The sequence below is a fragment of the Corynebacterium ulcerans genome (assembly GCF_900187135.1).
Classification (GTDB): Bacteria; Actinomycetota; Actinomycetes; order Mycobacteriales; family Mycobacteriaceae; genus Corynebacterium; species Corynebacterium ulcerans.
The window spans coordinates 824,299-850,635 of the sequence record NZ_LT906443.1 but is presented as its reverse complement, the minus strand read 5'-3'; the positions used below and the strand labels follow the sequence as shown (position 1 = coordinate 850,635).

Sequence of the window (26,337 nt, the reverse complement as noted above, 5' to 3'; positions counted from 1 at the left end):
TCTTAAGGAAGTCCCCGCCGCACCCTAAATTATTGGTGCTGTGGGGACTTTGCCATAATCGGGAGAGTGATTACACCTGCTTGCGATGCGAGGGGACGTCGAGAAGCTAGCGGCGAGCCCGAGAAGACTGCTCTCCGCGTTTTAGTTATCGATAATTACGATTCTTTTACGTACAACATTGTGGACTATCTTGCGCGCTGCGGGGCTGCGGTCACGGTGATGCGTAACGACGCCCCCCTGGATATCAATCGCATCAGTAAGCAGGGCAGCACGTCCCCTGATGCCTTTGACGCGGTCGTGATTTCTCCGGGACCTGGCGCTCCCACTATTCCTTCAGACCTGGGAGTCTCTGCTGCAGCGTTGGAGCATTCGGAGGTTCCGGTACTGGGCGTATGCCTGGGTATGCAAGCGATGGCTTACGTTGAGGGCGGGAGGGTAGAAAAGGCGCCCGAGCCGGTCCACGGCAGGGAAGATACCATCTGGGTGACATCCACCGGCCCATTGTGGGAAAAAATCGCGGATTCTTTTACTGTGGTGCGCTACCACTCGCTCGTGGTCACGGACGTTCCCGACTCCATGCAAGTGACCGCGAGGAATGCTGAGGGTCTTGTTATGGCCCTAGAACACAGGACAAAACCATGGTGGGGAGTGCAATTTCACCCGGAGTCTATCGGTAGCGAATACGGCGAGCAGCTCATTGCTAACTTTGTGGGGATCGCGGAGCAGCGCGAGACTGGCCGTACCTCTCACGGCAGGTCTGTTGTGGTGCGTGAGTCAGCCGTCCCAGAGGGCGTAGGACCCGTTGACATTTTTGCTGCTCTCGGTGGACAGGGCGTGCTGGTGGAGTTCGAGGGTAAAAGCATCATTGCACCTCATGATGGTGGGAAGATAATTGATTCCCTCGATGCCTTGTCTCTGAGCATGGACGCATGCCCGCAGGTGCACGTTGAGAGCAACGATGGCGCGATCCCTGCGGCACTACCAGGATGGTTCGGCTACGTAGGCTATGAGGCGAACCATCCTGACTTTGGTCCGCAGGCACAGGCACAAGCTCCCGTACTCGGTGAAGCACTAAAAATGTTTTTTGCTGAGCGGATTGTGGTTATGGAACGAGGGCGTTTGCAGCTGGTAGCGCTTGTCTCACGCAATGATCGCGAGACACGGGAAGCCATAGACTGGTGTGACGCTGCGATGGCGCAGATACAAGCTGCGCCCCCCGTGGGGACTTTTGACCCTTCTGCGGTGGGGCGACTGCGAGTGCGGGAATCGCGACGAAAGTATCTGCACAGTATTGCTGAGATTCAAGAGCTCATTAGCCAAGGCGCAACGTATGAGGTGTGTTTGACCACCCAGCTAGAAGCCCCCATTGACGGTGCCTTTGACGCGCCTGCGGCATATCGACGCCTCACAGAGATCGCTCCAGCCCCCATGCGTTCGCTGCTTGTTCTAGGTGATACCCACGTAGTGAGCTCGTCACCGGAGCGATTTTTAAAGATGAGCCAAGGGGTGGTCTCTTCAGAGCCGATCAAAGGCACTCGCGCGCGGTGTCAAGACGAGAAAAAAGATGCCGACATGCGGCACGACTTGGCCACGAATAAGAAAGACCGTGCAGAAAACCTCATGATTGTGGATTTAGTGCGCAATGATCTTGCACATGTCTGCGAATACGGCAGCGTACGGGTAGACGAGTTGTGCCAAGTAAAGACTTTTTCCAGAGCACATCAGCTGGTCTCCACTGTCAGCGGGAAAGTGAGAGAGTCTGCAACCCCCGTGGATGTGATCCGCGCGGCTTTCCCCGGCGGCTCAATGACGGGTGCTCCCAAGTATAGGACGATGGAGATTATCGCTGAGCTGGAAGGACACCCACGCGGGGTCTATTCCGGGGCGGTCGGCTTCATCTCCGTGGACGGGAACATGGATCTGGCAATGACGATCCGTACCGCGGTCGTGCAGGAGCAGCGCCTGAGCTATGGGGTAGGGGGCGCCATTATCGCGTTATCGAACGCCGACGCAGAATGGGAGGAGATAGTCACAAAGTCTGCACCGTTGCTGAGCCTGGTTGCGCAGGGCTTTCCCCACGAAGAGCTTCTGGAATTTGACGGCGCCAGGCTCCAACCGGCACTCCACACGCAACCCCCGACGGTGATTGATTCCTTTTTGCTTGTCGACGGCCACGCCCGCGGCTTTGACTCCCATTGCCGGCGCTTCCGCGCCAGTTGTCTCGAGCTGCAGACAGCGCGAGAAGACGAGATCGATAGATTCTTAGCCGCCGTCAAGCGAGAGCTTCCTCTGCATGGGGAGTGGTTTCCTCGCTTGGAAAGCCTCCCCGGCGGCACGCTGCGCGTGCGGTTTAGGCCTGCGCCGAAGCGTCGAGAAGCTACGACGCTGACTACCGTTATGGTGCAGCCTGGGCAAACTCAACATCCGACGATAAAAGGGCCCGACCTGTCTGAACTGTTAAGGATCAAAAATGCAGTGCCCACCGACGATGCTGTGCTTGTTTCCCCACGGGGAGTACATGAGACGACCACTGCAGCACTCATGGCCTGGAAAGACAATGAACTCGTGTCCATGCAGGCAGAACGCTTAAGCTCAGTAACCGAGCGCATGGTCAAGGAGATTGCTCGGGAATTAGGGTATCGAGTGACCCAGAAAACGTATGACAGCTCAGCGCTTCGTGGAGCGGAGCTGTGGGTTGTCAACGCGTTGCACGGAATTTCTCGGGTGAGTGAGCTTGATGGTGAGCCAGTGCCGTGCGATACCCAACGACTAGCGCGATTCCGTCATATGCTGGCCGGCAAACAGCAGCCACTAATCAGAGAAAACTAAGGGATAATTCTGCTACGGTGGATTGTCTTGTGCCTTGGGGTAAAAAGGCGCTGGGCGCGTACGAGCCCGTTAGTTTGACGTACCCGCTAAAGTGAAGGACAGTCGATTACTAATCCGTTTGGCCGCTGACGGCTGGGAAGAATTGAGAGCTTCAACCTCACCATGACACGTATGCAAGAAAGCGCTGACCTGCTCAAATGCTCCTTCTGTGGAAAGAGTCAGAAGCAGGTAAAGAAGCTGATCGCGGGTGGCGGAGTTTATATCTGCGACGAATGTATCGAACTATGCAATGAGATCATCGAGGAAGAGCTCAGCACTGCTGCTGAGGAGAAGAAGGACGAGGGCACTAAGCTGCCGCGCCCTTCGGAGATTTCCGCGTTCCTTGATAAGTATGTGATTGGGCAAGACGACGCTAAACGAATCCTGTCTGTGGCGGTGTATAACCACTACAAACGGGTGCGTGCTGAAGAATCTCGTGTTCTGAGCACGCGTAAAAATAAAGACGACGAGACAGAGCTGCAAAAGTCCAACATTTTGATGCTTGGGCCAACGGGCTCCGGAAAGACGTATCTGGCACAGACCTTGGCTAGGCTTCTCGACGTCCCCTTCGCCATCGCAGACGCCACGTCACTGACCGAGGCCGGCTATGTGGGTGAAGACGTAGAGAATATTCTTTTGAAGTTGTTGCAGGCCGCAGAGTTTGATGTCCAGCGTGCGCAACGGGGAATTATCTATGTCGATGAGGTAGATAAGATTTCTCGGAAGTCTGATAACCCGTCTATTACGCGAGATGTGTCCGGTGAGGGCGTGCAGCAGGCATTGCTCAAGATTCTTGAGGGGACAGTGGCTTCCATCCCGCCACAGGGCGGGCGTAAGCACCCCAATCAAGATTTTATCCAGCTGGATACCTCAAACATTTTGTTTATCGTTGCAGGGGCATTTGCTGGGTTGGAAAAGGTTATCGAGGACCGTCGTGGCAAAAAAGGCATTGGTTTTGGTGCCGAGCTGACCACAAAAGAAGATATCGACGAGATCGACGTATTCAAAGAAGTCCTGCCAGAAGACCTAGTCAAGTTTGGGCTGATCCCAGAGTTTATTGGCCGGTTGCCGATCGTTGCCACCGTGGGGAATTTGGACCAAAGGTCTCTGGTCAAGGTGCTCACCGAGCCTAAAAATTCTCTGGTAAAGCAGTATCAGCGTCTTTTTGAGATGGATGGGGTGGCTCTGGAATTTGATGATGATGCCCTTGAGATCATTGCTGACCTGGCAATAGAGCGTGGCACCGGCGCACGCGGGCTGCGAGCCATCATGGAAGAACTTCTTGTCCCCGTTATGTACGATATTCCTGACCTAGAAGATGTGGGAGTGGTCACGGTGACGGCAGCATCGGTGCGAGGCGAAGAACCTCCGCAGATGTCTGAACAAGCTGGAGAAGAAAAGACTGCGTAAAAAAAGGATGAAAAAAGCGGTTCCACGGGATAGTGGAACCGCTTTTGAGATACTGATTATTTAAGAAAATGGGTCTGCGTCGACCTGGTAGGAGGCTTCCTCCATGTTGCGTGTGATCGAATCACTGGGGGCCGTCGACGTGAGGTAACTGACGTCATCAGAGCCTTTGAGGTTTGATGTGAGGAATGCCAAAACCGCGTCGACTGCCAGACGTGCCATACCTTGAGTGTTGTCCTCATCCATCATGTCTACGCTGTAGAGGTTGAGCGTAGTGGAGCGAGAATTGACTCGGAAAACCGCTAGCGAGGCGATGAGGGTGAACACATCCTGTGCGGAGATCCCAGGGCGGAACGCGCCGGCGTCTTGTCCCAGCATGAGCAATTTGTCTAGCTGAAGCATGATGGAAGACTGATCGGAGAGTGGGCTCGCCTCTGCGATTTTGCCAAAGTGATGCAGGTTTTCCATCTGCAAAATACGGATAGATTCTGGGTGCATGACATAGGTTCGGAAAACAGCTTCCACGACTTTGCGGACTCCATCGACAGGAACAGGAGTTTCTAGCTGCATTTCCTCCGCTGATGGCCTGAGCCTGCGGACTGCTTCTTCCAAACATCTGCGATAAAGACCCTTCTTATCACCAAAGTGATAATGGATCATTCGTTTAGACATCCCGGATTGCTTTGCGATTGCTTCAAGCTTGGCATCGGAGAAACCGAGTTCGGAGAACATCTCTAGAGCAATTGCAAGCACCGTCTGCGGGGAGACCTCTGGCGTATTATCTACCGACGTATTCTCGATGTGATCCACAGTGCCATTCACGATGTACTCCTATCTCGAACAATGACGTCGAGGACTGATGCATGGGCCGATTAATCCTCGCGAAATATATAGATAAATTAGTGATATTTTTAACTGTTTCCTCCATAAAGATGATCTGCCTTATGACAGTTTGAACGCAGAACGCAGGTTAACCTAGCGGTGGAAACGACAACTTTTAGGGGAAGTAAGAGAAAAACATTACCCCTCGTGGCTAAAGATAGTCGAAAAGTGCTGGGTTTCACTGTTAAAGACTATTCGGGGTTAACGTCTCTGGCTTTTTGGGGGTGTTTGAGATGTTTTATCCGCGTCCTTCTCGATGGTGCTCCAGCGCCGTTGTCGGCGAAACGTTGCTAAAAATGCACTTTCGGGGGTAAAGTAAACCGATTAAAAAGAGTGTTGAAATTCACATGTGATCATTGTCTTGTGTGGGTGACCTGCGTAAACGATGAGTCGACAGGAAAAAAAGTGGCATTGTCATTACTCTTGAGGGTGGTATTTGACGTAGTTCACAGCCGTGCAAAGTAAACGCTTAGTGCCACCGTGGGGTGGGTGCAGTCGTGCGGTGTGAGCGTCGAATAAAGCTAGGTTCTTTATTTGTAAGGAGTACAACTCACGATGAATCACGCTGTGAAGAAGATCGCTGTCACTGGTGCGGCTGGGCAGATTGCCTATTCTTTGCTGTGGCGTATCGCCAATGGCGATGTGTACGGCAAAGACACCCCAATTGAGCTTCAGCTTCTTGAGATCCCTCAGGCAATCGGTGGCGCTGAGGGTGTGGCAATGGAATTGCTTGACTCGGCCTTCCCACTTTTAAAGAACATCACCGTGACTGACTCCGCCGATGTTGCTTTTGATGGTACGAATGCTGCATTCCTTGTGGGCGCAAAGCCACGAGGAAAAGGGGAGGAGCGGGCTGCGCTGCTGACTGCTAACGGTAAGATCTTTGGCCCCCAGGGGGATGCTCTGAGCCGCAACGCCGCAGATGACATTCGCGTCTTGGTTGTAGGAAACCCTGCCAACACCAACGCTCTGATTGCACAGTCTGCTGCTAAAGACATTCCCGCTGACCGTTTCAATGCAATGATGCGCTTAGATCATAACCGCGGTATCTCCCAGCTTGCGGATAAGATTAACCGCGATAAGAACGGCATTGAGAACTTTGTTGTGTGGGGTAACCACTCGGCAGGTCAGTTCCCGGACATTGCTTATGCAACCGTGGACGGAGAAAAGCTGGCTGACTTGGTTGATGATGCATGGTACCGAGACGAGTTCATTCCTCGAGTGGCTAAGCGCGGCGCTGAGATCATTGAAGTTCGCGGAAAGTCTTCGGCAGCTTCGGCTGCGTCCTCGGCAATCGATCATATGCATGACTGGATCAATGGAACGGAAGGCCAGTGGCGTACGGCCGCTATCCCTTCGGATGGTTCCTATGGCGTCCCAGAGGGCCTTATCTTCGGTTTCCCGACTATCGCTGAAGGCGGCGAATGGAAGATCGTCGATGGCCTTGAGCTCTCGGACTTCCAGAAGGAAAGTATCGCTCGTAACGTGAAAGAGCTCGAAGAGGAGCGCGCGGCTGTTGCCGACTTGCTGAAGTAGCCCCTCTAAAAGCCTTATCCAAAATAATGCTCCCGACAGAGCCTTGTGTGGCTCTTGGATCGGGAGCATTTTTGGTTTTATAGATTCGGTGAATAAGGAGAGCGGGGAAGGTCCGAGAGCTACCTAAAAACCCCAGCGTGAAGTGTGCTTGGTGCTAACGCTAAGATGGTCGACGTGACTGCGAATAATGAGAATGCAAACCGCGCTGACCGCCTCCCCGCGAGCTGGGATCCCCAAGCTCATGAGCAGGAGCTTTATCAAAGCTGGGTGGATGCTGGCTACTTCACCGCTAACACCTCTAGCTCCAAGCCGCCGTTCTCTATTGTGCTTCCTCCGCCAAACGTAACTGGCCAGCTCCATATGGGCCATGCTTTGGACCATACGCTGATGGACTCCATCGCTCGACGCAAGAGGATGCAAGGCTTTGAAGTCTTGTGGCTGCCGGGTATGGATCACGCCGGAATCGCGACTCAGACCAAAGTCGAGGCCATGCTCAAGGAAAAAGAGGGCAAGAGCCGGTGGGACTATGACCGCGAAGAATTCATCGGCCATGTCTGGAACTGGAAAAACGAGTACGGCGGAACTATCGGTAAGCAGATGCGAGCTATCGGCGATTCCGTCGATTGGTCCCGCGAGCGCTTTACCCTTGATGAGGGCCTCTCGCGCGCAGTTCAAACTATTTTCAAGCAGATGTATGACCGCGGGATGATTTATCAGGCCAATCGCCTGGTCAACTGGTCACCGGTCCTGGAGACCGCTGTCTCCGACATTGAGGTCGTGTACAAGGATGTTGAAGGCGAGCTTGTCTCCATCCGGTATGGATCCCTGGATGATTCCGAGCCACACGTCATCGTTGCCACCACGCGCGTGGAGACCATGCTGGGTGACGTCGCAGTGGCTGTGCACCCAGAGGATGAGCGCTACAAGGACCTGGTAGGCACCTCGTTGCCACACCCGTTTATTGCGGATCGGCAGATGATCGTAGTCGCTGATGATTACGTTGACCCAGAGTTTGGTACCGGCGCAGTCAAGATCACTCCGGCGCATGACCCGAACGATTACGCGCTTGGTTTGCGCCACAACCTTGATATGCCAACCATTATGGACTCGACCGGCCATATCGCAGGTACGGGAACACAGTTTGATGGAATGGATCGGGCGGAGGCTCGCGTCAAGATCCGCGAGGCGCTTGCGGAGCAAGGGCGCATCGTTAAGGAAATTCGCCCGTATGTGCACTCGGTAGGGCATTCAGAGCGTTCGGGTGAAGCCATTGAGCCGCGTTTGTCCCTCCAGTGGTTTGTCAGCGTGGAAGAACTCGCCGCTATGGCTGGCGACGCCGTACGCCAAGGTGATACGGTCATCCACCCCAAGTCTGCAGAGCCGCGTTACTTTGAGTGGGTTGATGACATGCACGATTGGTGCATTTCGCGTCAGCTGTGGTGGGGTCATCGCATTCCGATTTGGTACGGACCTGAGGACGCCAACGGACAGCGAGACATCGTGTGTGTGGGGCCCGATGAGCAGGCGCCTGAGGGATACACGCAGGATCCTGACGTCCTGGACACCTGGTTTAGCTCGGCTTTGTGGCCGTTCTCCACGATGGGCTGGCCAGAAAAGACACCTGAGCTGGAAAAATTCTATCCAACCTCGGTTCTGGTTACTGCTTATGACATCTTGTTCTTCTGGGTTGCCCGCATGATGATGTTTGGCACTCTTGCTGCTGAGACCACCCCGGAGCTTCTTGGGGAAGGCCGCGATGGTCGTCCGCAGGTGCCGTTTACGGACCTCTTCCTGCACGGTCTTGTTCGCGACGAACACGGGCGCAAGATGAGTAAGTCTTTGGGCAACGGCATCGACCCCATGGACTGGGTGGAACGTTTTGGTGCTGATGCGTTGCGCTTTACTCTTGCCCGTGGCGCCAACCCCGGCGTCGATCTGCCCGTTGGTGAAGACTCCGCGCAGAGCTCCCGCAACTTTGCTACCAAGCTCTACAACGCCACCAAATTTGCGCTCATGAATGGCGCACGCATGGGCGAGCTTCCTGCCCGCGAGGAGCTGAGCGACGCCGACCGGTGGATCCTCGACCGCCTTGAGCAGGTCCGCGCGCAGGTAGATTCTTATTTTGATGCGTATCAGTTTGCTAAGGGAAATGAGGCCCTCTACCAGTTCACCTGGGGAGAGTTCTGCGACTGGTACCTGGAGTTTGCCAAGGTGCAGATTCCACGTGATATTGACTCCGCTACTCCGGAGGAGCGTCGTCGTGGCGAGAACACTCAGATCGTGCTGGGGCAGGTACTGGACGCTGTACTGCGTATGCTGCATCCCGCGATGCCGTTTGTCACGGAAGTCCTGTGGAAAGCTCTGACCGATGGCGAGTCCCTCAACGTAGCGGCATGGCCCACCGAGGCGGAAACAAACGGCGGCGCGCTTATCGACGCCACCGCTGCTCGTCGTATAGCTGATGTGGAGAAGCTCGTCACCGAGGTACGCCGCTTCCGCTCAGACCAGGGCGTCAAGCCGTCCCAGAAGGTGCCCGCACGCGTAGACTTTAGCGCTTGTGACCTGGGCGAGCAGGAGAGCATCGTGCGTTCCTTGGTTCGCCTTGAGACTCCTGCGGAGGACTTCGCGGCGTCGGCAAGCATTGAAGTGCGCTTGTCGCAGGCCACCGTTGTGGTTTCGCTGGATACCTCCGGAACCGTGGATAAGGTTGCTGAGCGTAAGCGCCTGGAGAAGGATTTGGCAGCGGCAACCAAGGAATTGGAGACCACAGCTAAGAAACTCGGCAACGAGGCATTCTTGTCCAAGGCGCCCGAGGCAGTGGTAGAGAAAATCCGCAACCGCCAGAAGATCGCAGAAGAAGAGGTGGCGCGCATCAACGCCCGCCTTGAGGAGCTGAACTAAGTGGTTGACCAGCAGCATTCACATGATGAGGGTGAGCTTGAGCGCACCATTGACGAGACTCTGCACGAGGAGCTTGCCACCCTTGGCATGGGGGAAGTGAAACTCAGCGAGGATGGGCTATCCCTCCCCATCGCCATGCACGCTGAAGCCAACGCGCCGGAATCTCGCGAGGTCACCCCGGAGGACCTTGCATCGCTGGCGCTGGTAGAGGCCGAGCTGGATCAACGGTGGTCGGAGGCCAAGATTGACCCGACGCTTGACCGGGTAGAACTCCTCATGGATCTGCTGGGAAACCCCGAGCGCGCATTCAATACGATTCACGTTGCGGGGACTAACGGAAAAACGTCGACAGTGCGCATGATTGAGGCACTCATGCGTGCTTTCCATCGTCGTACTGGGCGCACCACTAGCCCGCATTTGCAGCTGGTCACTGAGCGTATCGCGATTGACGGCGCGCCGATCCACCCGCGGGAATACGTGCGGATATGGGAAGAAATTAAACCGTATGTGGAGATGGTGGACGCTAAGTCGGAGGCATCCGACGGGCCTAAAATGAGCAAGTTTGAAGTGCTCACCGCCATGGCTTACGCGGCTTTTGCCGATGCGCCAGTAGACGTTGCTGTGGTTGAAGTCGGAATGGGCGGACGATGGGACGCCACGAATGTGATTAACGCCGATGTCGCTGTGGTCATGCCAGTAGGCCTCGATCACACAGACTTCCTGGGTGAAAGCATCGAGGAGATCGCCGCAGAAAAAGCGGGGATCATTAAATCTCGATGGGACGTTGATGATCTGCTCACGCCGCCGGACAACGTAGCGATCGTGGCGGAACAAGATCCCAAAGCCATGAACATAATCCTGGAACAAGCAGTGTCGGTGGATGCCTCGGTTGCTCGATCAGGCGCCGAGTTTGGTGTGATTGAGTCCACCATCGCCGTGGGCGGGCAGCAACTCAGTATCCGCGGACTCGGTGGTGACTACACCGATATTTTCCTGCCACTATCCGGGGAACATCAAGCCCGCAACGCAGCCTGCGCTTTGGCCGCAGTAGAAGCGTTTTTTGGCGCAGGAGCAGGCCGGCAACTAGACCAAGACACAGTGCGCGAAGGTTTTGCCTCAGTGCAGTCGCCTGGGCGCTTGGAAAGAGTGCGTACTGCGCCAACAGTCTTCATCGATGCTGCCCACAATCCACACGGTGCTGCGGCACTTGGGGTGGCATTGGACAGGGATTTCGATTTCTCACGACTCATTGGAGTTGTGGCCGTACTCAGCGATAAAGATTATCGCGGTGTACTGCGGTCGCTTGAACCCTATCTTTCGGAAATCGTGGTGACCACGAACTCCTCGCCACGCGCGCTCGATGCCGAGGAGCTTGCCGACGAAGCCCGAAACATTTTCGGCGAAGAACGCGTCCATGTGGCCTACAACCTGCCTGGTGCGGTCGAACTTGCCGTCGAACTGGCCGAGGATACCGATATTCAATCAGGTGCAGGCGTTATCATCACAGGTTCCGTTGTCACAGCGGGAGAGGCTCGAACCCTTTTTGGAAAGGAACCCGCATGACCCGCTCTTCCGATGAATCAATCGAATACGGGCCACTAGGCCCTGGGCACGAACCCGCCAAAGACCCGATGAAGGGGCTACGCGGCGTCATGGCCGGGACCATGATGATGCAAGCCATCTCCTTCTACCTTGTGCTTACCGTTATTTTGCGTGTTGATAACGGCATCCACTGGACCACCTTTAACTGGGTCTATGTCACCGCCGTGTCCACAGCGATGCTCATCTTGTCTTTCCTGCAGAAGAAACGCTGGGCTCTGAAAGCAAATATCGGCATCCAGGTGTTCGCGCTCGCAGGATTTGTTGTGCATATTTCCATGGGCATCATGGCCGTCATTTATATTGCCGTGTGGTGGTACCTGCTGTACCTGCGTAAGAATCTCATTGAGAGAATGAAGCGCGGGTTGCTCACCACCCAGCACCTTTAACCCCGTGGGGAAACCAAGCAGGTTTCTACTGCGGGGTTTTCTCCATCAATCCGATGGCAACCGCAAGGTCTTGCCAACTCATCCCCGTTCCTTTGAAAATACGTGGGCTGTGTGTCTCTGGATGGGCTGCGCCGGATACCAGCCCTCGGAGGTCAACCAGTCGCTCTGTGCTGAGGTGGCCTTCCTCAATAGCCATGATCACGTCACCGGCCTCACGCAGCGCAGTAGTAACATCTTCTACCACGACGAAGGCCTTCCGGAAGAGAGCTCCGGGAAGTTCGCGGGCGTCTGCTTCGTGGGATCCCATGGCCACGATAATGGCATGGTGTGGCACATCCGAGGCCTCAAATAACGGGGTGCGTGCAGACGTCGCGCACACGATGATGTCTGCAGATCGAACATCCGCCACATCGCCAGCACGGGCAGGGATGCCTTGTTCTTGCAGTTTCCCCACGGAGGAAGCAACCGAGGAGGGGGTCCGGCCGACGATTGCTACGTCGGAAAGCGTACATAGCGCGGCAAAGGCTTCTACATGCCCCAGGCCTTGGGGGCCGGTGCCAAAGACCACGAGGCGCCGAGGGCTGATGGACTCTTGGTCGGTCAATAATAATTCGGTGGCTAGGGCGGACACCGCTGGTGTGCGTAGGGTGGTGAGTGCTTGGCCGTCGATAAGGGCGCAGATCTGCAGGGTCTCTGGTTCCATCAACACGTAGGTTGCGTGGATGCGAGGGAGACCACGTTGCGCATTGTCGGGAGCAAGTGACGCGACCTTAGTGCCAGCCCAGCCGTCGATCACCGAGGGCATGACAAGGAGTTGACCGGCTGGTGCGGGAAGGACGAGGCGGGCTGGATCGTTGGCAGGATCAAAAGAAGTGCTGAGTGCACGTTTAAGTAAGCTGCGGGCTTTCTCCGGGGAGATAAGACGGTTAATGTCCGTGGCTGTAAAGGCACGGGGCTGGCTGGGGGAGTTGACCATGTTTTCTCCTTATAACGTGTGCACCATCTGCGGGAAATCTTTTTCTTAGAGCGTCAAAAGTACTTGGAATTGCCAGGAATTGGCTAGAGTGTGTTCCATGACTGAACGTACCCTGATTCTGATCAAGCCGGACGGCGTCGAGCGCGGTCTGGTCGGAGAAATCATCGCCCGTATCGAGCGCAAAGGCCTCAAACTCAGTGCATTGGATCTGCGCGTTGCAGACACTGAAACAGCTGAGAAGCACTACGCAGAGCATGCAGATAAGCCATTCTTTGGCGAGCTCGTTGAGTTCATCACCTCTGCTCCTCTGGTTGCTGGAGTCGTTGAGGGCCCGCGTGCCATCGAGGCGTGGCGTCAGCTCGCCGGCGGCACGGATCCTGTCTCCAAAGCTACGCCCGGCACCATCCGTGGGGATTTTGCCCTTGAGATGTCAGCCAACGTTGTCCACGGCTCTGATTCCCCTGAATCTGCTGAGCGTGAGATCGGTATTTGGTTCCCGAACCTCTAAAGCGCTGAGGAGTTCTTCAAGGCTTCTGAAAACAAGGAAACCGGCACACCGTGCCGGTTTTACGCATTTTTGGGTGCGGCCTTGGGGTGAGAATGTCGTTTTTGAGAACACAAGACAAAGTGCTCAGGGATTGTCCTGGGATTTTGTAGGCTTAGCCCGGCTGGCGTTCTCAAAAACGACAATGAAGACGAGAATGAGTTAGTGGGCGGTAAACGTGTGATTGCGTGAGGCCAGTGCGCAGCCGATGGGGGTGAGTTCTACGTACCAATCCTTTGGGTTGGTGGGGGATAACGCAGTAAAGGCGGTGATGATGCGGGCGTCGATGAGCGTGTGCACTGCGGGAGTGATGTCTTCCAGAGGAATGCCCGAGATTTTGGCTAAGCTGCCGAGCTGTGCGCGCGAGCCATCTGCGGCTCCGGCGGCGGCGAGAAGTTTCACGATCTGCACTTCCACGTGCCCGAGCGGGGGAAGGCTTGCAAGGGTTGTGGAGTCGACGTCCTTGCCGTGTTGCGCAATGAGAGCTTTGTCTTTAGACAAAGCATCTGTGCTGCCTAAGAAGAGGAACGGCGCAAGCGCTGTGCATAGAGCAAACGTGATAGCGGGGTGGAGATCTCGCAGGAGAGGCGAAACCCATATAGGAAGAACAATGAGGATCCCTAGTGTTCCACCGCGTAACGCTCGGTTAACGGCATTATCACTGACGTTGTCGATATGAATCCTGTGAAGCGTATAGCGTGGGTGCCTCAGGGCTTTGAATAGCAGCAGCGTCAGAAGAACTATGACTCCCACTGCCGAGAGCCATCGGCCGTAGATAAACAGGGTTGCTATCGCACCGACAGCGAGCGAACCCACCAGATAGTGCCACCACGGTGTGGCAGAAGGCGAGGTAGAGCAGGGCATAGAGTCACGTCCTACGCGGAGAAGAGGGGCTCTGTGGAAAATGCAGTCACGCTAATAGTGTAGAGCACTGCGCATGCGGCGACAGTGGATAGCATATGTGCTATGTAGGGGGATTGGGTCGTTTGGGGGACTGCCTCACCCATGTTTGGCTGATGGTGTGCCAGAATGAACAGCGTGGGTGTAATCGTTCGCTTCACCCGCGGTCGTGAGAGATGAATCGTGGGATGTCCGCGTATAGCAAGGCCGCGGTGTGTGAAACGCTGAGCTAGCCCCATAGAAGAACGAAGCTTTATAACTAAAAAATCGAGTCCCTGCATGTCTGTGCGGCGGCGACGGCCTGTGTGCTTGGCGGATAACGCTGGCAGGGCTGTCAGCGCCCGGATTGTGGCAGTGCGATGTCGAAGAGACATTTGAGGAGAAGATTCGTGGCTGAAGGAACCACAAAAAAGGCGCCTGCGCGCCGGGCAACACGAAAGACCGCCGAGAAGCCTGCGGCGCCGGAGATTGTGACGGTACCTATTGATCGTGATGCGATCGGTGAGCGGATTAGGGTGCATGCGCTCGCTAAATTAGCGTCGGTGAGTTCGCGCGAGCTCATCGCTACTCTTGCCACGCTAGGGCTGACCAAGGTTGCGCAGTCGACGCTGACCCGCGAAGAAGCGTTAAAGCTTCTCGACGCCCACCACATCGATACCTACTCAGCTGAAGAAAAGCTGCGCCATCGGGTGGAGAAGAACGTGGAGAATGAGATCCACCAGATTGAGGCAAAGGTCGAGCGCGAGCTTAACCCGGATGCTGAGGCCGCCAAGCTGGATGATCCGGAAGAATCCGAGAAATTGCGCCGGCGGATAGAAAAGAACGTGGAAAATGAGATCCACCAGATCGAGGAAAAGGTCGAGCGCGAGCTGCAAGACCGAGAGGCTGCACAAGCAGAATCTGCATCGGAGACTCCTGCAGATAGAGCAGTAGAAGATCTGGTTGTAGTGGTTACCGAAGACGAGGTAGCGGAGCTTCTTGCGGATATTGAGCCGGAGATTACACCTGCTCCCGCGTCGGAGCAGGCTGTCCCTGCTTTCCCCACACCGTTGTTCATCGCGCCGACCCCAGCAGAAGAATTGGAAACTCATGCCGACGAAGCCATAGAGGACGATGAGGAATCTGCACAGTCGCGCCGTCGTCGCCGTGGTCGCCGGGGTACTGGGAGGGGAAAGAAGACTGAGACTGAGGGTGTTTCTGTTGCCGAGGACTGCGAAGAATCGCTGGACGGCGGGGACACAGACGGCGAAGAACCCAAGGAACTGATCACCGAACCGGTAGCGATCAAGGGATCTACCCGCCTTGAGGCGCAGCGTCGCCGTCGCGCGGAAATGCGAGAGGAATCTCGCAATAAACGCCACATCGTTTCTGAGGCGGAGTTCTTGGCGCGCAGGGAATCTGTAAAACGCACCATGATTGTGCGCGAGCGTGAGCGCAGCGACCACCCCGGAGCGGTGACTCAGGTGGGTGTTCTGGAAGATGATCTGCTCGTCGAGCACTTTGTTACCAGCGATACGCAGTCGTCAATGATCGGCAACATATATCTGGGACGCGTTCAAAACGTGCTGCCGAGTATGGAGGCCGCGTTTATCGATATCGGAAAAGGCCGCAACGGAGTTCTCTACGCGGGCGAGGTGGACTGGCGTGCTGCCGGCTTGGGCGGCCGGGGACGTCGCATTGAGCAGGCCTTAAAATCTGGCGATCAGGTGCTTGTTCAGGTGTCCAAGGATCCTGCAGGACACAAGGGTGCGCGACTGACCACTCAAATTTCCTTCGCGGGACGTTATTTGGTGTACGTGCCCAACGGGCGTAGCGCGGGTATTTCTCGCAAGCTTCCCGCTACAGAGCGCAAGCGGTTGAAGAACATCCTCAAAGAGGTGGTGCCTAAAGATGGCGGAGCTATCATCCGCACTGCTGCGGAGAACGTTTCTGCAGAGGCTATTGCTGCGGATGTGAATCGACTGCACAAGCTGTGGAACCAGATTCAGGAGCTCACGGAGAAAGAGAAGAGCTCCAAGGGTGCTAAGCCGGTCACCATGTATGAAGAGCCCAACATGCTGGTGAAAGTGGTGCGTGATCTTTTCAACGAGGATTTCTCGGAGCTGATTGTCGACGGCGACCGCGCGTGGAATACCGTTCACGCTTATATTCAGTCGGTGGCCCCTGAACTGCATGATCGCCTGGTCAAGTTTGATCGTGAGGCGCATGATGGCCGCGATGCATTTGAAGTGCACCGCGTAGACGAGCAGCTGCATAAGGCGCTGTCGCGGAAGGTGTGGCTTCCTTCCGGTGGAACCTTGGTGATCGATCGTACGGAAGCGATGACGGTCATCGATGTGAACACCGGAAAATTCACTGGTGCTGGCGGTAACCTCGAAGAAACCGTGACGCGTAATAATCTTGAGGCTGCGGAAGAGATCGTCAGGCAGATGCGGCTGCGCGATCTTGGTGGCATGATCGTCGTGGACTTCATCGACATGGTGCTCTCCGAAAATCAGGATCTGGTACTGCGTCGACTCACCGAAGCGTTGGGGCGTGACCGGACACGTCACCAAATTTCTGAGGTGACGTCGTTAGGCCTTGTGCAAATGACTCGAAAGCGGCTTGGCACGGGCTTGCTGGAGACTTTTGCCACGGAATGTGAGCACTGTGAGGGTCGTGGCGTGATCATCCACGATGACCCGGTAGAGGCCGGCGTCTCGGATACCGCTATTGAGAAATCCTCGCGTGCCCGTTCTGGAAGAAAGAACGCAGCCCGCGATCGCGGGGTTGCCCACCAAGATCCGGCGCGGCACCCTGCAGCTGTAGCAATGCAGCATCATGAAGAGGACACCTCTGACGCTGATAACCGCACTAGCATCGATGATCTTGCAGCGGCTGTTGTGATTGATGACGCAGAGCTGGAGAAGGTCGTAGAGGCCGTGGCGGGTAGCGCTGAGGACACTACGCCAGCAGAGCCCACCAAAGAGAAAAAGGGGCGCAGGCGGCGTCGTGGCTTGCGTAACGCCAAGCGCAAGGACAAGGGTGCAACAGACGATGTTATGGGCATCGTTGACGCGGCTTTGGACCGGGCTTTTGAGGAAGATCCCGACGAGCCTTCGGGTGCCGATCATCTGCCGCTGGCGGACAACACACTGAGCCGCAGCACTACTGCCACCTATGAGGAAGCACTGGCTGCGTTCGAAGCTTCGCCACGGAGAAAGCGTGCGGTGCGTGGAAACTCCACATCGGATCATGCGCCGAAGCCAGAGGACTTTAAGCATATCGACGCCACCGTGGACCCTGAAGCAGAAGCGCCTGTAGATGAGGTCTCTGAGGAAACCTCTACGCGTAGCCGCCGTCGCTCACGTCGCGTTGCTAGGAAGCGTAACGACGCTCAGAAGGCTGTGGACACTACAGAGCAGCCAGATGTTGTTGATGATGCTGACTCGACAGACACCTCGACAGACACCGTGAAGGTAGATTCTCCACGGGGAAGGCGCGGGCGCCGACGTGCCGTGCGTAAGAAGCTCCAGGAAACAAGCCTCGACAACTCGACTAGCAGTGCTGCAGTAGAAGAATCGCCCGCGAGCGCTCGGAGGCGTCGGCGCGCGGTGCGTAAAGCTCTGGGGAAGTCCTCGGTGAAAACACCACGTAAGTCTGTTATCGGTGAGGAGTCTTCCGGCGTGTACGTGAAAGGTGAGGCTGGACTCGACGCGGGTGACGCATCATCTGCGGGTCGGGGACGTCGACGTGTGGCGCGTCGGGTGACCACGGCGGCAAAGAGAAACTAACGTATTTGTTTTTTCCGAGCTGTTAAGGGTAGTCTTTGACAGTCGGTGTTTTAAAGCGATCTACTATGCGCATGTCCTGCATCGAGAGACTGATATAGCACCTCAATCAATGCGGGGCGAGGTAGTACGCGTGAGTAGATGCTTTAGAACAGAAATGTAATCACGTAAGTCCAATTCAGATGCTTCATTATGATGCGTCTGAGCCGAGTATCAGATAAGGGGTAGCCCTCGTATGTACGCGATCGTCAAGACCGGCGGCAAGCAGTACAAGGTTGCCGAAGGTGACTTCGTCAAGGTCGAGAAGATCGAGGGTGAGCCGGGTTCGTCCGTGGCTCTCACCCCCGTCCTGCTCGTCGATGGCGCTAATGTGACCACAAAGGCAGCTGACCTCGCTAAGGTGAGCGTCAATGCTGAGATCGTCGAGCACACCAAAGGCCCGAAGATCAAGATCCTGAAGTACAAGAACAAGACCGGCTACAAGAAGCGCCAGGGTCACCGTCAGAAGCTGACCGTGGTCAAGGTCACCGGTATCAAGTAAGCCTCGCGGCTCGCATTTTCCTAAAGGAGGGAAAACCACATGGCACACAAGAAGGGCGCGTCTAGCTCCAGCAACGGTCGTGACTCTGAGGCAAAGCGCCTTGGTGTTAAGCGATTCGGTGGCCAGCAGGTCAACGCCGGCGAGATCCTCGTTCGCCAGCGTGGCACCAAGTTCCACCCAGGTGAGAACGTCGGTCGCGGTGGCGACGACACTCTGTTCGCACTGAAGGCTGGCGCTGTGGAGTTCATTACCAAGCGTAACCGTCGTATGGTCAACATCGTTGAGAACGAGACCGTAGACGCTTAAGTCTTAATATTTCTGGAGATGTTCAGATTATGTCTGGATACCGCCAGGAAAACAGATAAAGTGTGCAACTTTGCAACTTTGTCTTTGCCCGACTGCACCTGCTCCATGCACTGCGGTCGGGCGTTTTTCTTTTCCACCCCCCTGCGATGTCTTAAGCACTTGCTAGGATCGGTCTGCATAGGCTCGCTCCTAACGGCGATGCGTGCGGCGAGCTGGGGGCGTCGACAAGCTCACAGCATTGTGACTTAGCGGCGCGCATACACTTTGGACCTAATTTTAGGAAGGTACCCACTCATGGCACGATTCGTGGACCGAGTTGTTCTGCACCTTGAAGCCGGCGATGGCGGTAACGGATGTGCCTCAGTGCACCGCGAAAAGTTTAAGCCGCTTGGCGGCCCAGATGGCGGTAACGGTGGGCATGGTGGCGATATCGTGCTCGAAGTTTCCAACCAGGTGCACACCCTCCTTGATCTCCATTACCGCCCCAACCTCAAGGCAAAACGCGGTGCCAACGGCGCTGGCGACCACCGAAACGGTGCGCGCGGTGATGACCTCGTGCTTGAGGTGCCTGCAGGAACTGTGGTCCTTGCCCAGAATGGCGAGACTCTTGCGGATCTCACGTCCCCCGGTATGAAGTTCGTGGCGGCCAAGGGCGGCTTTGGTGGGCTCGGTAACGCGGCTTTGGCCTCGGCGGCGCGCAAGGCACCGGGCTTTGCCCTGAAGGGGGAGCCAGGCGAGGTCCACGATGTAATCCTAGAGCTTAAATCCATGGCAGACGTGGGCCTGGTGGGATTCCCCAGCGCGGGTAAGTCTTCATTGATTTCTGTGCTTTCTGCCGCAAAACCGAAGATCGGTGATTACCCATTTACCACCTTGCAGCCCAACCTTGGAGTGGTGGAGGTCGGACACGATACCTTTACCATCGCTGATGTCCCTGGTCTTATCCCCGGTGCCTCAGAGGGCAAAGGCCTAGGCTTGGACTTCCTGCGCCATATCGAGCGCACTGCGGTTCTTGCTCACGTGGTGGATGCAGCGACCATGGAGCCAGGGCGCGATCCGATTTCAGACATTGAAGCGCTGGAAACCGAGCTTGCTGCGTATCAATCTGCGCTGGATGATGACACAGGCTTGGGCGATCTGCGTGATCGTCCGCGTATCGTGATCCTGAATAAAGTGGACATACCGGATGCTCTAGAGCTGGCAGAATTCCTTAAAGAGGATATTGAAGAAAAATTCGGCTGGCCGGTGTTTATCATCTCTGCTGTGGCACGTAAGGGGCTGGACCCACTGCGCTATAAGCTGCTGGAGATTGTGCAAGAGGATCGTCGCAAGCGTCCGAAGCAGAAGTATGAAGAGCGCATCGTGGTGCGTCCTCAGGCCGTGGACTCTCGTAAAAAGAAGAAGGACTTTGAGATTATCGAGGATCCTGACGTGGAGAACGGCTATGTTGTGCTGGGCGAGAAGCCCGAGCGCTGGATTATCCAGACGGACTTTGAAAACGATGAGGCCGTGGGCTATCTGGCGGACCGTCTCGCTCGCATGGGCGTAGAAGACGAACTGTTCAAAAAAGGCGCACGGCCCGGCTGCACCGTCAGCATCGGCGAGGTGTCTTTTGAATGGGAGCCAACCACTGCCGCTGGTGTAGAGGTGACTATGTCCGGACGCGGAACAGACATGCGCTTGGACAAGAACACCCGTATGTCCGCGTCCGAGCGCAAGCGTGCTTCGCAGGTGCGTCGTGGTCTTATCGATGAGTTCGACTTTGGTGAGGGGCAGGAAGTCACCCGTGAGTCCGCTAACCGCGACAGGTGGCAGGGCTAGCGTTCTGCTGTTCTAACGCCAAGGGGAATCAGATGTGCGATTCCCCACGGGCTACACTAGATCCTCATGGAGAATAGCCACGATCCCCTTGGTACTGCGGAACTTACCGGAATTGGTTTAGCAAGTTCGCCATACACTGGCGCCACCAGTTCCCTGGGCTTCCCGGAGCTGCCAGCTGAGGTTGCTGACTCACCGGCGTACGGCCACGATTCGCCTGTGCGCGATCGTATTCGTGAGGCGCGCCGCATCGTGGTAAAAATCGGAAGTTCCTCGTTGACAGACGAGAATTTTCAAGTCGATCCAGTGCGCATCGATAAGCTTGTCGACGCCCTCCAAGCCCGTATGGAGCGAGGTTCCGACGTCATCGTCGTATCCTCAGGCTCCATAGCCGCGGGCATGGGCCCCCTAGGCCTTACACAACGCCCCACCGACTTGGCCACCAAACAGGCGGCCGCCTCCGTGGGGCAGGTATATCTTGCGCACTCGTGGGGAACCTCTTTTGGTAGGTACGGGCGTTCTATCGGCCAAGTCCTGCTTACTGCCTCTGACGCGGGGCGTCGCGATCGTGCCCGCAACGCGCAGCGCACCATCAATAGGCTCCTCCAGCTAGGGACTGTGCCCGTGGTCAACGAGAACGACACCGTGGCAACCACCGGTATGCACTTTGGCGATAATGACCGACTCTCTGCTCTCGTGGCCCATCTCACCTGCGCGGACGCGCTGATCCTCCTTTCGGACGTCAACGGCCTCTACGACCGCAACCCCATAGACCCCGATGCGCGTTTTATCCATGAGATTCATGACGGCAATGATCTCAAAGATGTGGTTGCTGGCGATGGAGGCCGGGTAGGAACGGGCGGCATGGCGGCGAAGGTTACGGCCGCACGCCTTGCCTCCCGTGGGGGAATTCCGGTCTTGCTCACCTCTGCGGACAGCATCGGTGCGGCATTAGATTCTGCTCGCGTGGGAACGGTGTTTGATCCCAAGGAGGATCGGCTTTCCGCCTGGAAATTCTGGGTGCTCTATACCGCCGACGTGGCGGGGATTTTGCGTATCGACGCAGGCGCCGTGGAGGCCGTCACCGTGGGCGGAAAATCACTGCTTGCCGTGGGTATCACAGACGTTGAAGGCGATTTCCAAGCAGGGGAGATCGTGGAGATCCATGGGCCCGAGGGGGAAGTCGTGGGCCGGGGAGAGGTCTCCGTTGACTCCACTACGCTTGCTGCGCTGAAGGGCCGGCCCATGTCTAGCTTCCCCCGTGGGCAGCAACGCGCCGTGGTGCATGCGGACTATCTCTCTAACTACGCGACGCGTGCGTAAAGGTGGCGGGGGACGTCGATAAGCGTGAAGCACAGAGAACTATAAGCCGGCGAGGACCTGCGTAGTGAGGATTTTTGCGATCATTGCGACCGGGTAGATGAGCGACTAACCCAGCGCGACGCGAGGATCAAAGCCGGTACGCGAGTTGGCAAAAGCCAAGACGGCCGGTTGCGTCTGCACGCCAGCGATATAGCCGGCTAATTTGGTGCCTCCCATGCCGAACATCCAGCGCATCACCACGTACACGGAGGCGGCTAGGAGAGAGGTCAGGATGAAACCGAGGGCTAAAATGCTGAGCCACTCACCGGAACTGAAGGCATGAATGATTTGGCCGCCGGCTACGGTGCCTGCTTGGGCTAGGAAGATGAGCAGACCAAACTCAGAGAGCACGATGGTGGCTGTGTATGGCAGCGTTGTGATTACTGAGCCGATTCGGCCGATCTTTCCTAGGATGAGTCCCACGATGAGCGTGCCCGCTGCCGCGCCGATATGGAATGTAGAGCCGCCACCGGTGGGGATAGGAATGCCTCCTAGCAGCAGGCCGGCCACCATGCCCAAACCTAAAATGACTGGGTTGATATCGCTGAGCCCGCCTGCGGAGTCGCCAAAGAATTTGGTGATCTGCGGCATCTTCTTGGTGGGGGCGACCACGCGGACCCTGTCGCCTTCTTGGAGGACTAGATCGGCTTGGGCGATCATGTCTACGTCCCCGCGGCGCACACGAGAAATAGTGGCGTGGTAGTCGTCGGTTAGGTTCAATGACGCTATAGTGCGCCCGGCGATCTTGGGGTCAGAGATCGTAATGCGGCGGAAGTCTAGCTGAGAGCGGTCTTGTATCAGCGAGCGGGTGGAATCGCGGCCCAGAAGTGTTGCGGCATGGTTGATGTCTTTGCGTGGACCCACAACGGTAATCAGGTCGCCTTTGAGGAGTACACGTTCGGGGGCTGCATGTTGGACTGGTTGGTCACCGCTTTTTACACGGGAGAATGCTACTTTGTTGTCTACCAGGGTAAGAATGTCTTGAATCGTTGGTTTATCAGTGCGATCGACCACCACTGTTTGATTATCCAGAGGAGAAGGTGCGTCCCTATCAGTGCGCGAGTAGCGCAGTGCAAAGAGCACCGCGATCATCATTCCTACGACGCCATACAGATAGGACACGGAGTATCCCACTGTTGTGAGGGCGGGTTCTCCCGATGCCGAGCTGGCAGCAGCGAGGGAAGGCGTATTTGTCAGCGCGCCCGCGTACGTGCCGGCTACAACGGCTATGTCTAGATGGAAAAGATGGACACCTACGCCGTAGGCCACAGCGGCGACTGCGCCAAAAAGGCCCACGGTTGCCAGCAGTGGCACGAGAAAGTTTTTCACGCTGTGGAAGAAACTCGGCCCAGCGGTGATACCGATATTGAAGGCAAACAAAGCAAGCCCGAAGTGCCCAATATCGCTAGGTAAAGCCAACTGCACTCCATAGCGGGTGGCGACGGCAGAGAAGACGATGGCGCAAAACAGCACACCCGCTGCACCAAGTCCGATGGCACGTAGTTTGATACGGCCAAGCGCCATGCCTAGCCCGCACAGTAAAAAGACGAGAACTACTGGATGGTCAGCCAAATAGTGAAAAAGACTGGACACAGCAGCGTACCCCTTAGCGATTCAAATGATGTATCACCAATCATGGTACCGGCTGTGAAGCAACTTTTAAGGGTTTTTGAACAACGATCAATTGGACTCGTTGTGAGTTCATCTCCCGAGTCTCACGATATGCGTGGAAACGGCCGCACCGATACAAATAAAGACAAACCACATCACAGGCTTGTCAATGAGAAACGCTGACACCAATAAACCTGTCCACATGAGCGTGAGCGTGCGTGCCTTGTGTGGGGTGGTCATCTTCCCCTCATAGTAGTTGCTGAGGTAGGGGCCAAACCATCTGTGATTGAGCAACCAGTGGTGGAAACGTTCAGAGCTTCGTGCAAAGAAGAAAGCAGCTGCTAACAGAAAAGGAGTCGTGGGAAGTACCGGTAGGAAGACCCCGAGCATTCCAAGCGCCACGCACAGCATCCCTAACGTAAGCAGAACAAATTTCACAAAATGTGATTGTAGCGGAGAACACGGAAAAATTTTTAGGGGAAGCTAAGTTCCGGGGCGGGGGCTATCTGTTGGATCGTCTGTCGGAGACTGCCAAGAGGAGACGCGGCGGGAAACTCCCCACGGGGAATAAAAGCGTACCTTGTGTGGCAAGACACAAAGTGACAGATCCGCGACAAGAAAGGCAGCAACCGATGAAGTTTGTCATGTACCCGGAGATCTGGGAGAAGGCTACTGACCAGCTGGAAGCCGCTGGGCATACCCGAGTGGAAGATCTGAAAGAGGCGGACTTCCTTGTTTTTAATGGGACAGGTCGGCAGTTTCCGGAATTGCCCGCGGGCTTGAAGTTTGTGCAGGTGGCATTCGCCGGCGTCGATGGGCTCGCAGAGGCGGGAGTGCTTACCCCGCAAGTGCGGTGGGCAAACGCAGCTGGTCTCTATGCGGATTCAGTCGCTGAGTCCACACTCACCATGTTGTTGTCGGTGCTGCACCATATCCCGGCAGTGGTGCGGGCACAGACGTGGGGCATAAGGAAGCTGCCGGATGAGAAGACCAATTGGCTCTACGACAATAAGACCCTGGTTGTGGTGGGTGCGGGAGGGATTGCGCGCCGCCTGTTTGAACTTGTGTCTGGTTTTGGGCTGCACACGATTGCTGTTAACCGTTCGGGGCGGCCGGTGGAACAAGCCGACGAGACGGTGGACTATAAGGAGCTGGACCGGGTACTTGGCGTTGCGGATTATGTGGTGCTTCTTGCGCCTTTGACCTCCGAGACCCGTGGCATGGTGGATGCGCGAGCCCTAGAGAAGATGAAGCCGGAGGCTGTGTTGGTAAACGTGGGACGCGGCGGCCTCGTGGTTACGGAGGACCTTGTTCATGCGCTACAACAGGGCACCATAGCCGGAGCGGCCCTTGACGTTACAGATCCAGAACCGCTGCCCGATGGGCATCCGTTGTGGTCAATGGACAATGTTCTTGTTACCCCGCATGTGGCAAACACGAAGGATCGCATGCGTGCGCTCAGCGGCGAATTATTCGTGGCCAATGCTCGGGCGTTTGAAGCGGGGGAGACGATGCCTACGGAAGTGGATGTGGCGGCGGGATATTAGCAGGCAGTCCGGCGCTGCACACGACGCTTAGCTGTGACGTTGGGTACGGTAATACGTTATGACCAACGCAGATATCCGCAGCATCGAGCGTGACGACGTCCTAGCCAAGGCGCGCGCAGCACATGCCGTTTCCCCACGGGTGGCACGTTTACGTAGCTCACAGAAAAACGTGATCCTTCTTGCCGCCGCTGAGGCCCTCTGTGCCCACATCCCGACGATTCTTTCGGCGAATGCCCGCGACGTGGAGGCAGGACGCGCTCACGGGATGAGCGAGTCGCTCATTGATCGTCTGAGTCTGGATGAGGGGCGTATTACTGCTATGGCTGATGGGCTGCGTCAGGTCGCGTCCCTGGCAGACCCCGTGGGCAATGTCGTGGATGGTCGCGTCATGCCTAACGGTATCCAGATGCGTCAGGTGCGCATCCCTTTGGGCGTTATGGGCATGGTGTATGAGGCTCGCCCTAACGTGACGGTGGACGCCTTTGGTTTGGCGTTGAAGTCGGGAAACGTGGCGCTGCTACGCGGTTCCAAATCGGCCCGTTACTCCAATGCTGCCCTGGTGAGCGTGCTCCAAGACGTGCTGGTTTCTCATGATGTTCCTGCGGAGGCCGTGCAGTTGCTGCCCTGTGATACCCACGAGAGCGTGCAGGATCTGATCACTGCGCGTGGGCTTGTCGACGTCGTCATTCCACGGGGCGGCGCAGGTCTTATCCAAGCGGTGGTCACGGGAGCCACGGTTCCCACAATCGAGACTGGAACAGGAAACTGTCATTTCTATATTGATAGAGACGTCGCTGATATAGATCAGGCCATTGAGATGCTGATCAACGGCAAAACACGGCGTTGCTCGGTGTGCAATGCAACAGAGACTGTCTTGATCGACGGTGCGCTGTCGGTAGAAACGCAGCGGAAGGTGATCGAGGCCCTGCAACAGGCTGGGGTAACGGTGCATGGGGACGTCGACACGCTAGGGCAGCTGGGCGTTAGTAACATCGTGCAGGTGGAAGAGGCAGATTGGGCCGAGGAGTACCTTTCCATGGACATCGCCGCGCGCATCGTTGATGGCATCGATGGCGCGCTTGACCATATCCGAACCTATTCCACGGGGCACACCGAGGCGATCGCTACCGGAAACATCGTCACCGCGCAGCGTTTTGCAGATGAAGTAGATGCGGCAGCAGTCATGATCAATGCTTCCACGGCGTTTACAGACGGCGAGCAGTACGGGATGGGAGCAGAGATTGGAATCTCTACCCAAAAACTGCATGCCCGCGGGCCGATGGCACTGCCGGAGTTGACCACCACCAAATGGATCCTGCAGGGGACCGGCCAAACGCGCCCCTAGTCGGAACGTCATCAGAAGAAGCAGGAAGGATACGG

At 56.2% G+C, this 26,337-nt stretch carries 19 protein-coding genes and 1 pseudogene; 14 read left to right on the top strand and 6 right to left on the bottom strand.

The genetic code is table 11. From position 1 onward, the window contains the following. Nucleotides 1-66: 66 nt before the first annotated feature. Nucleotides 67-2,829, top strand: coding sequence for an aminodeoxychorismate synthase component I (gene pabB, locus CKV68_RS03810; protein ID WP_095075623.1), 2,763 nt, complete (start codon nucleotides 67-69; stop codon nucleotides 2,827-2,829). A gap of 162 nt (nucleotides 2,830-2,991) precedes the next feature. After that, on the top strand, nucleotides 2,992-4,278 hold the full coding sequence (gene clpX, locus CKV68_RS03805; protein WP_095075622.1) for an ATP-dependent Clp protease ATP-binding subunit ClpX: 1,287 nt from the start codon (nucleotides 2,992-2,994) through the stop codon (nucleotides 4,276-4,278). 60 nt (nucleotides 4,279-4,338) lie between these two features. On the opposite strand, the gene CKV68_RS03800 is transcribed toward clpX, so the two are convergent. After that, nucleotides 4,339-5,097, bottom strand: coding sequence for a TetR/AcrR family transcriptional regulator (locus tag CKV68_RS03800; protein ID WP_013912104.1), 759 nt, complete (start codon nucleotides 5,095-5,097; stop codon nucleotides 4,339-4,341). Nucleotides 5,098-5,712: 615 nt separating this feature from the next. Here CKV68_RS03800 and CKV68_RS03795 point away from each other — a divergent pair. The 4 genes from CKV68_RS03795 (at nucleotide 5,713) to CKV68_RS03780 (ending at nucleotide 11,582) form a co-directional block, all read left to right on the top strand. Beyond that, nucleotides 5,713-6,693, top strand: coding sequence for a malate dehydrogenase (locus tag CKV68_RS03795; protein ID WP_013912103.1), 981 nt, complete (start codon nucleotides 5,713-5,715; stop codon nucleotides 6,691-6,693). 165 nt (nucleotides 6,694-6,858) lie between these two features. Then, nucleotides 6,859-9,594: a valine--tRNA ligase gene (locus CKV68_RS03790; protein WP_014526123.1), complete on the top strand. Its 2,736-nt coding sequence runs from the start codon at nucleotides 6,859-6,861 to the stop codon at nucleotides 9,592-9,594. Continuing rightward, nucleotides 9,595-11,157, top strand: coding sequence for a bifunctional tetrahydrofolate synthase/dihydrofolate synthase (gene folC, locus CKV68_RS03785; RefSeq protein WP_014526122.1), 1,563 nt, complete (start codon nucleotides 9,595-9,597; stop codon nucleotides 11,155-11,157). It begins immediately after the preceding gene. Next, a complete protein-coding gene (locus CKV68_RS03780) occupies nucleotides 11,154-11,582 on the top strand; it encodes a DUF4233 domain-containing protein (protein WP_013912100.1) in 429 nt (142 codons plus the stop codon). Before folC ends, CKV68_RS03780 begins: the two co-directional genes overlap by 4 nt. Nucleotides 11,583-11,607: 25 nt before the next feature. Here CKV68_RS03780 and CKV68_RS03775 read toward each other — a convergent pair whose 3' ends face one another. After that, nucleotides 11,608-12,558 (bottom strand): ornithine cyclodeaminase family protein, encoded by a 951-nt coding sequence (locus CKV68_RS03775; RefSeq protein WP_014526121.1) that lies wholly within the window; start codon nucleotides 12,556-12,558, stop codon nucleotides 11,608-11,610. 97 nt (nucleotides 12,559-12,655) lie between these two features. Between CKV68_RS03775 and ndk the strand changes: the two genes are divergently transcribed. Beyond that, on the top strand, nucleotides 12,656-13,066 hold the full coding sequence (gene ndk, locus CKV68_RS03770; protein ID WP_029974871.1) for a nucleoside-diphosphate kinase: 411 nt from the start codon (nucleotides 12,656-12,658) through the stop codon (nucleotides 13,064-13,066). A 198-nt stretch (nucleotides 13,067-13,264) separates the two neighbouring features. Here the strand turns inward: ndk and CKV68_RS03765 are convergent, their stop codons facing one another. Then, on the bottom strand, nucleotides 13,265-13,966 hold the full coding sequence (locus tag CKV68_RS03765; protein ID WP_014526119.1) for a hypothetical protein: 702 nt from the start codon (nucleotides 13,964-13,966) through the stop codon (nucleotides 13,265-13,267). Nucleotides 13,967-13,977: 11 nt separating this feature from the next. Then, nucleotides 13,978-14,376 carry a hypothetical protein gene (locus CKV68_RS03760; protein ID WP_041479238.1) on the bottom strand — a complete coding sequence of 133 codons (399 nt, stop codon included), beginning with the start codon at nucleotides 14,374-14,376 and terminating at the stop codon, nucleotides 13,978-13,980. A 15-nt stretch (nucleotides 14,377-14,391) separates the two neighbouring features. Here CKV68_RS03760 and CKV68_RS03755 point away from each other — a divergent pair, with 15 nt between their 5' ends. From CKV68_RS03755 to proB, 5 genes are all read left to right on the top strand, one after another. Then, nucleotides 14,392-17,775, top strand: coding sequence for a translation initiation factor IF-2 N-terminal domain-containing protein (locus tag CKV68_RS03755; RefSeq protein WP_014526118.1), 3,384 nt, complete (start codon nucleotides 14,392-14,394; stop codon nucleotides 17,773-17,775). Nucleotides 17,776-18,007: 232 nt separating this feature from the next. After that, nucleotides 18,008-18,313, top strand: coding sequence for a 50S ribosomal protein L21 (rplU, locus tag CKV68_RS03750; RefSeq protein WP_013912095.1), 306 nt, complete (start codon nucleotides 18,008-18,010; stop codon nucleotides 18,311-18,313). Nucleotides 18,314-18,352: 39 nt separating this feature from the next. Next, on the top strand, nucleotides 18,353-18,619 hold the full coding sequence (rpmA, locus tag CKV68_RS03745; protein WP_013242446.1) for a 50S ribosomal protein L27: 267 nt from the start codon (nucleotides 18,353-18,355) through the stop codon (nucleotides 18,617-18,619). 294 nt (nucleotides 18,620-18,913) lie between these two features. After that, nucleotides 18,914-20,440, top strand: a complete 1,527-nt coding sequence (gene obgE / locus CKV68_RS03735; protein ID WP_013912094.1) for a GTPase ObgE — start codon at nucleotides 18,914-18,916, stop codon at nucleotides 20,438-20,440. A 66-nt stretch (nucleotides 20,441-20,506) separates the two neighbouring features. Beyond that, entirely contained in the window at nucleotides 20,507-21,760 is a 1,254-nt protein-coding gene (proB, locus tag CKV68_RS03730; protein ID WP_013912093.1) for a glutamate 5-kinase, read from the top strand. 39 nt (nucleotides 21,761-21,799) lie between these two features. On the opposite strand, the pseudogene CKV68_RS03725 reads toward proB, so the two are convergent. Beyond that, nucleotides 21,800-23,392 (bottom strand): annotated as a pseudogene (locus CKV68_RS03725) (aspartate:alanine exchanger family transporter). A 108-nt stretch (nucleotides 23,393-23,500) separates the two neighbouring features. Further along, the gene (locus CKV68_RS03720; protein ID WP_029974879.1) at nucleotides 23,501-23,848 is read right to left on the bottom strand and encodes a YbaN family protein; all 348 of its coding nucleotides are present in this window, start codon (nucleotides 23,846-23,848) and stop codon (nucleotides 23,501-23,503) included. A 194-nt stretch (nucleotides 23,849-24,042) separates the two neighbouring features. Here CKV68_RS03720 and CKV68_RS03715 point away from each other — a divergent pair, with 194 nt between their 5' ends. Together CKV68_RS03715 and CKV68_RS03710 are read left to right on the top strand one after the other, a co-directional pair. Beyond that, nucleotides 24,043-24,957: a D-isomer specific 2-hydroxyacid dehydrogenase family protein gene (locus CKV68_RS03715; protein WP_029974881.1), complete on the top strand. Its 915-nt coding sequence runs from the start codon at nucleotides 24,043-24,045 to the stop codon at nucleotides 24,955-24,957. Nucleotides 24,958-25,015: 58 nt separating this feature from the next. After that, nucleotides 25,016-26,302, top strand: a complete 1,287-nt coding sequence (locus tag CKV68_RS03710; RefSeq protein ID WP_095075621.1) for a glutamate-5-semialdehyde dehydrogenase — start codon at nucleotides 25,016-25,018, stop codon at nucleotides 26,300-26,302. The last annotated feature ends 35 nt before the right edge of the window (nucleotides 26,303-26,337 follow it).